The 9,963-nt window shown below is 70.1% G+C and carries 8 protein-coding genes; 2 read left to right on the top strand and 6 right to left on the bottom strand.

Translation table 11 applies throughout. The features are described from left to right. Window positions 1-1,135: PAS domain-containing protein (locus AC6EI8_RS20135; protein WP_498382705.1), on the bottom strand; the 1,135-nt coding region annotated here is incomplete at its 3' end. 339 nt (window positions 1,136-1,474) lie between these two features. On the opposite strand from AC6EI8_RS20135, the gene AC6EI8_RS20130 reads away from it, so the two are divergent. Further along, window positions 1,475-1,930 (top strand): nuclear transport factor 2 family protein, encoded by a 456-nt coding sequence (locus tag AC6EI8_RS20130; RefSeq protein WP_226105363.1) that lies wholly within the window; start codon window positions 1,475-1,477, stop codon window positions 1,928-1,930. A 123-nt stretch (window positions 1,931-2,053) separates the two neighbouring features. Here the strand turns inward: AC6EI8_RS20130 and AC6EI8_RS20125 are convergent, their stop codons facing one another. From AC6EI8_RS20125 to AC6EI8_RS20105, 5 genes are all read right to left on the bottom strand, one after another. Then, entirely contained in the window at window positions 2,054-3,070 is a 1,017-nt protein-coding gene (locus tag AC6EI8_RS20125; protein ID WP_149318179.1) for a tripartite tricarboxylate transporter substrate-binding protein, read from the bottom strand. A gap of 239 nt (window positions 3,071-3,309) precedes the next feature. Next, window positions 3,310-4,236, bottom strand: coding sequence for a LysR family transcriptional regulator (locus AC6EI8_RS20120; RefSeq protein ID WP_498382704.1), 927 nt, complete (start codon window positions 4,234-4,236; stop codon window positions 3,310-3,312). 137 nt (window positions 4,237-4,373) lie between these two features. After that, window positions 4,374-7,484, bottom strand: coding sequence for an autotransporter family protein (locus tag AC6EI8_RS20115; RefSeq protein WP_498382703.1), 3,111 nt, complete (start codon window positions 7,482-7,484; stop codon window positions 4,374-4,376). 335 nt (window positions 7,485-7,819) lie between these two features. Continuing rightward, window positions 7,820-8,824, bottom strand: a complete 1,005-nt coding sequence (locus AC6EI8_RS20110; RefSeq protein WP_407648585.1) for a tripartite tricarboxylate transporter substrate binding protein — start codon at window positions 8,822-8,824, stop codon at window positions 7,820-7,822. Next, window positions 8,821-9,696, bottom strand: a complete 876-nt coding sequence (locus AC6EI8_RS20105; protein WP_498382702.1) for an amidohydrolase family protein — start codon at window positions 9,694-9,696, stop codon at window positions 8,821-8,823. Before AC6EI8_RS20105 ends, AC6EI8_RS20110 begins: the two co-directional genes overlap by 4 nt. Before the next feature lie 115 nt (window positions 9,697-9,811). Between AC6EI8_RS20105 and AC6EI8_RS20100 the strand changes: the two genes are divergently transcribed. After that, window positions 9,812-9,963 (top strand): LysR family transcriptional regulator (locus AC6EI8_RS20100; RefSeq protein WP_498382706.1); only part of this gene is annotated, 152 nt, incomplete at its 3' end.

Below are 9,963 nucleotides of genomic sequence, written 5' to 3'. Positions count from 1 at the left end.
ACGCCGTCACCGTGTCGAGCCACTGGACGGCGCCGCTGCGGGTATGGCGGCGGATCGTGAAGCGGCCGATGCCGCCCGCGCGCGCCGCGTCCAGCGCCTTGCCGGCATTCGTACGGCAGCCTTGCGGAATCAGGTCGATCCAGCGCTCGCCGAGCACCGGTTCGTCGTCTTCGATCTCGAGCAGGCGGTAGGTGGTCGCGTTGGCGTACAGCACGCGTCCGTCCAGATCGAGCACGCGGATGCAGTTCGGACTGTTTTCCAGGATGCTGCGGCTGAATCGTTCGCTCTCGCGCAGCGCCGCCTCGGCGCGCATGCGATCGTCGATGTCCTCCAGCGTGCCGTACCAGCGCAGCACGCGGCCCTCGCCGTCGCGGCGGGCGGCGGCGCGCGAGCGGAACCAGCGGTATTCGCCGCCGCGCATGCGCAGCCGGAAGGCCTTGTCGAACGGCGCCCCGCTGTCGACGCTGGCCTGCCAGCGCCGCAGCGTTTCGTCGAGATCGTCGGGGTGGACCTGGCCGGTCCAGCCGGTCCCCATGCCCTGCTCCACCGCCATGCCGGTCAGTTCCTCCCAGCGCGGCCCGGCTTCGGACACCAGGCCTTGCGCGTCGGCGGTCCACTGCACCTGTGGATTGAGTTCGACCGAATGACGGTAGTGCTCTTCGCTCTCGCGCAGCGCGCTCTCGGCCCGGCGGATGTCGGTGATATCGATGATCGAGGCGATCACGACGGGCATCGGGGCCCCGCCCGGTCCGGCCAGCATGACGCGGCGCTTGCGGGTGGCCAGCACGCGCTTGCTGCCGTCGGCGGCGGTCAGGGTCTCCTCGACCTCGCGCTCCTCGCCGGTGTCGAACACCTCGTCGTCGACCGCCCAATAGCCGTCGGCCTGTTCCTTGGGCAGGAAGTCGTGATCGGTCCGGCCGAGCAGGGTCGCGCGGCTGTGGCCCATCAGCTCGCACATCTGGTCGTTCAACAGCAGCCAGCGATGCGCGCGGTCCTTGACCAGTACCGGATGGGGCAGCGCGTTGAGCAGCGCCTCGAGGGCGGCCGCGCCGCGGTCGCCGCGAAACAGCGCGAAGGGTTGCCGGCCATCGTCCGATGGCGCTTCTTGTCGGCCTGGCGCGGCGCGAGGGGTCATGGGCGTGGTGATGGTTGCATGGCGGACGGAAGGCGCGTCGTGGGGGCCGACTGGGCCGGTACCGGGCCATTGGGCGGCACTGTAGCGCACCTCCGATGCCCCTCGCTATCCAGCGCTGTCCGACACTCGATGAGCGGCCATCCGGGCAGGAAGACCCAGGCGATAGCGCTTCGCCGCTGCCTGAGGTCGAAGTGGACTCTCGCTATGCAACTGATTGCATAGCACCCTGCGCGCTGCTATTCTTATTGCAACTGGTTGCATAGCGCGAACACGCCGGGCATACGGATCCGGGCTCGCCGTAGCGCCAACCGGTGTCCCCCACTCGAAGAGGAGAGCCTGATGGAAGTCGACGACCAGCCCCTGTCCGACGCCGCCCGCCGCACGCTGGCGACCTGGCATCGGTTGCTGGAACGCAATGCGATGGAGGAACTGGACCCGCTGCTGTCGGACCGGATCGTGTTCCGCTCCCCGGTCGCGCATACCCCCTACCCTGGACGCGAGGCGATCAAGCTGGTGCTGAAGACCGTCAATACGGTGTTCCAGAACTTCCGCTATCACCGCACCTTCGCCAGCACCGACGGCAGCAGCGTCGTCCTCGAATTCAGCGCCGAGGTCGACGGGAAGGCGCTCAAGGGCATCGACATGCTGCGCTTCGACGAGGAAGGCCGGATCGTCGAGTTCGAGGTAATGGTGCGCCCGATGAGCGGGTTGCAGGCGCTGGGCGCGGCGATGGGCGAGCGGCTCGGCGCCGCGAGGGAAACGCTGACGGGCAAGGCGCCGCGCGCGAAACCGTGACAGGGAAGGCGCCGCGGCATTGAGCCGGCGGCGCCGTGGGATGTGCCCTGGGGGGCGTGCCCCCCCAGGTGTGTGGCACTGGGGTGTGCCCTGGTGTGGCCGCGAGGGGCCGGTGCTCGCCGCTCAGTCGGCGAAGGCGCCGGCCTTGCGCAGCATCGGCTGCCACTTGTCGCTTTCCGCCTTGAGCCAGGTCTTCAGCCCTTCGGGCGTCTGCTTGGCCGGCGGCACGATCTCGGCGCCCAGCTCATCCAGGCGCTTGACCACCGCCGGGTCCTTCAACGCGGCCTGCAGCGCGGCGGTCAGGCGCGCCACCACCGGCGCCGGCGTGCCCTTCGGCGCGTACACGCCGTGCCACACCTTCATCTCGAAGCCCTTGAGCCCGCCTTCCTGCAAGGTCGGCGCATTGGGCAAGGCACGGATCCGCTGCGGCGTGGTGACGCCGTACAGCTTGACCTTGTTGGCGGCGATCTGCGGCAGCGTCGCGGTGGTCTGGTCGCACAGCACGTCGACCTGACCGCCCAGCAGCGCCGTCATGGCCGGCGCCGTGCCCTGGAACGGAATCACGTTCAGCTTGACGTTGGTGGCCTGCTCGAACAGCAGCCCGCACAGCTGCGAGACCGCGCCGAGGCCGGCGTTGGCCAGATTGATCTTCGACTCGTTCTGCTGCACGTAGCGGACCAGTTCGGCGGTGTTGTTGGGCGGCAGGTCCTTCTTGCCCAGCAGCGTCATCGGCACGTCCGCGACCTGGCCGATGTACTCGAAGTCCTTCAGCGGGTCGTACGACAGCTTGCGGTACAGCGCCGGCGCGGTGGCCATGCCGTTGTGGTGGATCAGCAGCGTATAGCCGTCGGCCTCGGCGCGGGCGACATAGGCCGGCGCGATGGTGCCGCCCGCGCCGGTGCGGTTCTCGACCACCACGCTTTGGCCGAGGTGCCTGGACATGGCCTGGCCCAGGCTGCGCGCGACCACGTCGGTGGGACCGCCCGCGGAGAACGGCACCACCAGGGCGATCGGCTTGTGCGGGAAGGGATCGGCCGCCTGCACGCCGGCCGCGGCAAACAGGCCGAGCGCCGCGACGGTCAGGCGGCGCAGCGAAGCGAGCGGTCGAAGGGAACGGGTGGACGCAGTAGGAACAGCCATGGCGATGTCTCCGGATGTAATGCCCTGCGTATCCAGGGCTCGAAATCGCCGTAGTGTCGGCCAACCGACCGCTTCGGCGCCATCTGCCATTGCTTAAGCCATCGTACGGGTCAGCGGAAGCCGGGTTTATGCGGATCGTTGGTACCGGGGGTGCGGCTGCGCTCTTGCGGCGCCCCTTGCCGCCGGTCCTTGCTGCGGACCGCCGTTGCGCTTGCCGGTGGGGCGTCGCCGAAGACGGATCAGCGCTGCAGCGCGTCTTGCCCGTCGTCGGCCGCCATCCGCTGGAGATGCGCCACCAGCATGCGCGCGGCCGGCGACAGGCTCTGCTCGTCGCGGAAACAGATCGCGAAGCGCCGATGCGCCCAGCCGTCGGTCAGCGGCACGACGCGCACGTCCAGGCTCGCGGCGACCGGTTCAACCACCTCGCGCGGCATGATCGCCAGGCCCAGCCCGGCGCGCACGCAGCGCAGCGAGGCGTCGAAGGTCGACACCACCGCCCGATAGGTCACCGGCCGGCCGACGATCGCTGCGTGGCGCGCCAGCATGGTGTGCACCGCGGTCTGCGCCGGCAGGCCGATATGGTCGAAGTCCAGCGTATCGGAGAACGCGCATTCGTTTGCTTCGGCGAGCGGATGCGAGGCGTGCACCACCGCAGCCAGATGGTCGGCGCGATAGGGCCGCGTGGCGAGCCCTTCCAGATCGGCGGCATCCCAGCAGATGCCGAGCGGCGCCGAGCCCTCCCGCACGGCCCGCACCACCTCTCGGCTCACGCCCTCCTCGACCGAGACGCGGATATCGCGATGCTCGGGCGGCTGCAGGAAGCCGGCGATATCGTCGGGCAGCGACTCCGCCATTGACGACACCGTGGCCAGCAGCCTGACCTGCCCCTTGATGCCCGAGCCGTAGTCGGCCATGTCGCGCGCGACCCGATCGGCCGCGGCCAGCATCGCCCGCGCATGCTCGAGCAGGATCTCGCCGGCCGGCGTCGGAATCACGCCTCGCCGGCGCCGCTCGAGCAACTGCGCGCCGACCGTATCCTCGAGCTGCGCCAGCCGCTTGCTGATCGCCGACGCGACGATATGCTGCTGCTCCCCGGCCCGCGCCATATTGCGCGTCTCGCAGACCGCGACAAACAGGCGCAGGCTGGTCAAATCCAGGTCCCGCATCGTGGGCTTGCTCCTTGGCAACGCTAACGGCTCGTCAGGGGGCAAATCATAGCGCGCCGTTTCCCGGCAGGAGGCATATCCCCTTCGCTGAACGAGAACGCCATCGCCAGCGGCGACAGGAGCAAACCCACGCTGCATCACCACGTGTATTTCACCCCCGCCCGGACCACGTACTGGTGATAGCGCTGCTCGCCCCATGCGCCCGCCAGGTTGGCCCAGCCGGTCCAGCGCTTGTCGAGCTGCGCGTTGACGCCGAGCTTGGCCTCGTAGCGGTTCTCGGGATAGAGATCGCCGACGGTGACGCGGTCGAAGGTCATGCGGCGGTCGGTGTCGGCGTGCCACCAGTTCAGCGTCAGATAGGGCTGGATGCGGCGCGTGTCGCCCTGGATGAAGGTGCGATGCAGGCGCAGGCCGAGGCGCGTGATCGGACCGTGCGCATCGCCGCCGGCGATCCGTGTACCGTTGGTTTCCGCGATGTCGTCCTGCCGATAGTCGACATAGATCAGCTGCGCCTGCGGCTCGATCACCCAGCCGCCACGCAGCGGGATCGCATAGCCGACCTCGCCCGACACCGCCAGTCCATGCGCGTCGTACTTGACCGCCGGCAGCCCCGCTCCCTCCACCCGCTGGTCGAACCACCCGTACTGGAACCAGGTATCGGCATAGGCGCCGAGCTTGTTGTGGTCGTTCTGGTACCAGGTGCCATAGACGCCCGCGCTGAAGCCGTCGACCTTGCCGCGGGCGCGAGCCGGATTGCCGGCGGCCTCGGCGTCGGTGCTCGCCGCCAGATAGCTGCCCATCACGCCGAGATGGACGCGGTCCGCGGTGCCGAACAGCGCCCACTTCGCCAGCTCGGCGCCGCCCTGCAGCAGAAAGGTATCGGTATCGACCTGGAAGTTGCCGTCGCGGCTGTGGCTGCCCTCCCACTTGCCGACCACGCGCAGCCACCCGGAGCGCGGCTGCTGGCTGGCCGGCGCGAAGCCCTGCGAGTCGACGAACTGCGGCTCGCCGAGCCGGTCGTGCAGGCTGTGCACGAACATCTCGCCGGCGACGCGGCGATTGGCGAGGTACGCCGCCGCTTCGGGCCGGAACAGCGGCCGCGGCGGCAGCGGCCCGGGCGGCGTCGATTCGCGCTCGGAACGCAGATACCACGACTGCGGCGACGAGGGATCGAGGCTGCCGCGAAACAGCCGGTACTCGTAGGCGCCGGCCACCACGCGGCCATCGAGCGCGAAGGCGTCGGTCGTGGTGGTGGCGCCGCTGGTCGCCTCGACCACCTGGATGCCGTTCGCGGTCGTCAGCGCGCCCGCACCGCCGGCGTTGACGATCCGCAGCCGTGACTGTCCGCCGGCACTGCCCTGCACCACCAGCTTGTCCGACGGCGAATCGTCGGCATCGAGCCGCGTGTTCAGCGCGATCAGTCCGCCGACCCCGGTGTATTGCTGCACCGTCAGCGTCTTGAAGGCACCGGCCACCGGCGGCGCGAATACGACCTGGCTCGCATCGATTGTCAGCCGCGTCAGGTTGGAATTGCCGGTCATGTCCCAATGCGTGTTCCGTCTCAGGCTCACATCGGACACGCTGCCCGGCTCGGTCAAGGCCGCGCCGGTGATGCGGCTGTTGTCCGCGACGATCGTGCCGAAGCCCGGCTCGGGGCCGGTGGTGACGATCGTGGTGCCGGTCGCCATCGACGGATCGCGTTCGGTCGCCAAGGGATTCGAGGATGCCTCGTTGTCCCGCTGCTCGCCCGGCGGCTGCATCGTGCGGCGGGCCGCCGCGGCAAAGGCGTCGTTCGGTCCGACCCGCAGCCACAGCGTGCCGCCGCTGACGGCGGCATCGCCCAGCCCGACCGTTGCGGTGCCCCCCGCTACGGCGATGGCAGGACCGGAGGCGCTGGTCAGCCGACTGCCGCCAATCAAGTCGGCGCGCGAGTGGGTTCCCGACAACCCCGTGAGGAACAGGGTCGAGGCATCGGTGCCGCTCGCCTCAGCCGTAATCCCCGTCGCGGTGACCGTGGCCCCCTGGTACACCGCAAAGGCATGGGCGCCGTTGCCCTGCGTGCCGACCGCGGTGCCGGCGAGCGCCGCCGACGATCCGTCGCCGATCGCGCTCAGGCCGTGACTGCCATCGCCGGTGGTGCGCACGGTGCCACGCGCCATCGCCAACGTGCCGGCGCTGAACACGGCGGCGCCCGGTGCATCGGCGCCGGCGGTCGACACGGTGACCTCGGTGGCGTTGAGCGTGGTGCCGGCATCGCCGACGAACAGGCCGACCGCGCGCTCGCCGCCGGTCGTCACCGCGCCACGCAGCAGCGCGATGCTGCCGCCTGCGCGGGCATAGGCGCCGTAGCCGTCGATGCCGGCGGTGGTCACGGTGCTGTCCGTCGCGGCAAGTTGGCCGGTGTGGGTGGCAAACCAGCCGGCGGCACTGTCGCCGCGGATATTGGCCGTCGTGCGCACGGCGTCGATACGCGCGCCGTCGGTAGCGAAGGCGCCGTGCGCGTTGCTGCCGGCGGTCGCCACAGTCGCGTCGGCGATCGCGATCCGCGCGCCCGGCCCGCCCATGCCCGAAGCACGCACCGCAGTGCCGGTCGCCCCTTCCGTGACGATCGATCCGCCATTCATCGTGATGGACGCACCCGTCTGCGCGTTCAGGCCATAGCGGCCGGCGGCCGCGGCCTGGCGCACCGTGATGGGCACGCGGGTCAGCGTCAGCGTGCCGCCGCCGACCGCCATCGCCCCGCTGCCGCCTCCGGTGGTGGTGATGGACCCTTCGACCAGCGCCGCGCGGCTGCCGGCGCCCTGAACGAATACGCCGTGCGCACGCAGATCGCCGCTCGCGCCGCCGGCGGTCGCGATCGCCGCACCGGACAAGGCGACGCTGCCGCCGGAAAACACGCCGACGCCGAATTCGCCGTTCGCACTGGTGCCGATCGACAGACCGCCCGGCGAGCCGGCGCCCGGCGCCGTCTCCACGACCGCGTTCTGCTCGACGCGCAACGCCTGGCCCGCGGTCGTGCGCGTCGCCAGGCGAATGGGCCCTTGCGTGGTATCGAACACCACGCGGCTGCCGTTCCTGGCAACCAGCGCCCAGCCCGCGCCGGGCGTGGCAGGCACGTCGATCGTGGTACCGCCGGCCACGACCGCGTCCTGCGCGTCGAGAATGATGGAATTGGTGATGAGGCCCGGGCCGATCGGCGTCTGCGCCTGCGCCTGCGCGCCGATGGCGCCCAGTGCCGCGAGTCCCATGCGTCCGATGCAATGCCTCACCAGTGGTTTGCCGCGCCGCGTGGGCGAGGGACGCGGGGGACGCACCCCCGCTTGCTGACAACAGGTTGTGCGCATGACAGTCTCCCCGGTTTCGAACGACATGCCGGCGGACCATCGTCGTCGGATCCGTGCCGCGGCCTTTCGCCGAAGGCCTGCGTGGGCCCGCCTGCATGGCGGTCTATTCTGCGACTGTCACGCGCAGAGAGTGCGCGTTTTTGTGCCGGGGATTTTTGATCTGCGGCGCTACCGTCACCGGGCGCGCCCTGCTGTCGGCGCATGCCCTGTTCGCATGCGCCGGCGCGAGACCGGGGACTTCAATCGAGGCTGAGCTTCGCCTGCGCGGCGACCTTCTTCCACTTGGCGATTTCGGCGCGGCGGAAGGCGTCGAGCTCGGCCGGCGTCGAGCCGACGGCCTCCGCGCCGAAGCCGGCAAGCTGTTCGGCCACGACCGGGTCCTTCAGCACCTGCGCCAGCGCGCGCGAGACCTGCTCGACGATCGCCGCCGGCGTGCCCGCCGGCGCGAACACAGCGTTCCACTCGTAGCTCTCGTAGCCCGGCACGCCCGCCTCCGCGATGGTCGGCAGTTCTGGTGCGGCCTTCGAGCGCTTGGCGCCGCCGACGGCAACCGCACGCAGCTTGCCGTTCTTGATGTGCTGCCACGCGGAACCCATGCTGGCGAACATCACCGGCACCTGCCCCGCCATCACGTCGACCATCGCCGGACCGCCGCCCTTGTAGGCGACATGCTCAAGCCGCGTGTTTGCCATCAGGTTGAACAGCTCGCCGGCCAGATGCTGCGCCGAACCGTTGCCCGCCGAGGCGAAGTAGACCGGCTTGCCGGCGTTGGCCTGGCCCAGCTTGATCAGGTCGGCCACCGTCTTGACCGGATACGACGGCGTGACCACCAGCGCATTGGGCACGCGCAGCAGCAGCGACACCGGCGCGAAATCCTTCAGCGTGTCGAACTGCATGCGGCTGTGCAGCGCCGGGTTCTGCGCGTGATTCGAGGCATCTAGCATCAGGGTGTAGCCGTCCGGCTTGGCGCGCGCGACATAGGCGCCGCCGATCATGCCGCCCGCGCCGCCGCGGTTGTCGATTACCACCGGCTGGCCGAGCACGCTCGACAGCTTCGGCGCCAGCAGGCGCGCGACCACGTCGACGGTGCCGCCGGGCGGATAGGTGACGACCAGCGTCACCGGCCGCTCGGGATAGGCCGCGGCGGCGGGCGTGGCAACACCGGCCAGCAATACCGCCGAGGCGGCGAACAGACAGGCGCCGGCGCGGCGCGACAGCGTGCGGAACAGGGCAGGCAGCATCATGCGGAGTCTCCTTGGAATTGGAATAGGTTCAGCGCGGTATCGCCGAGCAATTGCCGGCGCTGCGCGGCATCGTCGATCCAGTCGTCGAGCCATTGGCGGGTAGCGCCGTAGGACACGTGTGGATGTTGGGTATGGGGCCAGTCGCTGCCCCACAGCAGGCGCCCGGCGGTGAAGGCCTCCAGCAGCCGCTGTGCCGCAAGCCGCCCCGCCTGCGCGCATTGCGCATCGGGCCAGTTGCGATAGGCGCCGGACAGCTTGACCCAGACCCGTCCGCTGTCGGCGTGGCGCAGCAGAGCGTCGAAACCCGGGTCAGCCACGCCGAGCGCCGGATCGGGCCGGCCGAAATGATCGACGACGATGCGGCAACCGGCCGCCAGCAGCGCGGGCATGACTTCCTGCAGCCGCGCCGCGGGCAGATGCAATTCGACGTGCCAGCCGCGCGCATGGATGCGCTCCAGCAAGCCGCGCCACGGCGCCGTGCCGAGGTCGGGCGCCGGCAGGCCGATCAGGTTCAGCCGGATGCCGACCACGCCGGCGGCGGCCATGGCCTCCAGCTCGGCATCGTCGATGGACGGGTCCACCATCGCCACGCCGCGCAGCCTGGCTGGCTCCGCACGCAGCGCGGCCAGCAGGTAGCGGTTGTCGGTGCCGAGAAAGCTCGGCTGGACCAGCACGCCGTGGGTCAGGCAATTCGCGTCGAGCTGTGCCAGATAGTCGCCCAGCAGCGCGTCGTGGTCCGGCCGGTAGCGCCGGACCGCCGCCAGCGCCAGGCCGTGCTCGAACACATGGGCATGCGAGTCGACGGCGGGTCGCGTCGATGGCGGCGCGGATGGTGACGCAGGCGGCGGCGCGGATGGCGAAGACTGGGACAAGGCGCGGCTCCGGATGGAAAACGGCTGAACGGACAAACGATAGTTCGGACGGATTCTAGGGAGCGCGGGTATAGTTTTCCATTATCCCGAATCTGTTTATTCATACCGTTTCGATATGGAAACCCGCCACCTGCGCTACTTCCTCGCCGTGATCGACCATGGCAGCGTCAGCCGCGCCGCCGACTGGCTCGGCATCGCGCAGCCGGCGCTGAGCACCGCGCTGGCCCGCATGGAGAAGGACCTGGGCGTCCGGCTGTTCGAGCGCTC

It is taken from the genome of Cupriavidus sp. R6-3 (assembly GCF_059772245.1).
Note: the sequence above shows the minus strand (reverse complement) of the source record. Positions and strands in the feature narration are given on the sequence as shown.

Bases quoted from the DNA above. Each gene is read 5' to 3' on its own strand.
- AC6EI8_RS20125 (WP_149318179.1), bottom strand. From the start codon at position 3,070: ATGGCTGTTCCTACTGCGTCCACCCGTTCCCTTCGACCGCTCGCTTCG.
- AC6EI8_RS20110 (WP_407648585.1), bottom strand. From the start codon at position 8,824: ATGATGCTGCCTGCCCTGTTCCGCACGCTGTCGCGCCGCGCCGGCGCC.
- AC6EI8_RS20120 (WP_498382704.1), bottom strand. From the start codon at position 4,236: ATGCGGGACCTGGATTTGACCAGCCTGCGCCTGTTTGTCGCGGTCTGC.
- AC6EI8_RS20130 (WP_226105363.1), top strand. From the start codon at position 1,475: ATGGAAGTCGACGACCAGCCCCTGTCCGACGCCGCCCGCCGCACGCTG.
- AC6EI8_RS20115 (WP_498382703.1), bottom strand. From the start codon at position 7,484: ATGGGACTCGCGGCACTGGGCGCCATCGGCGCGCAGGCGCAGGCGCAG.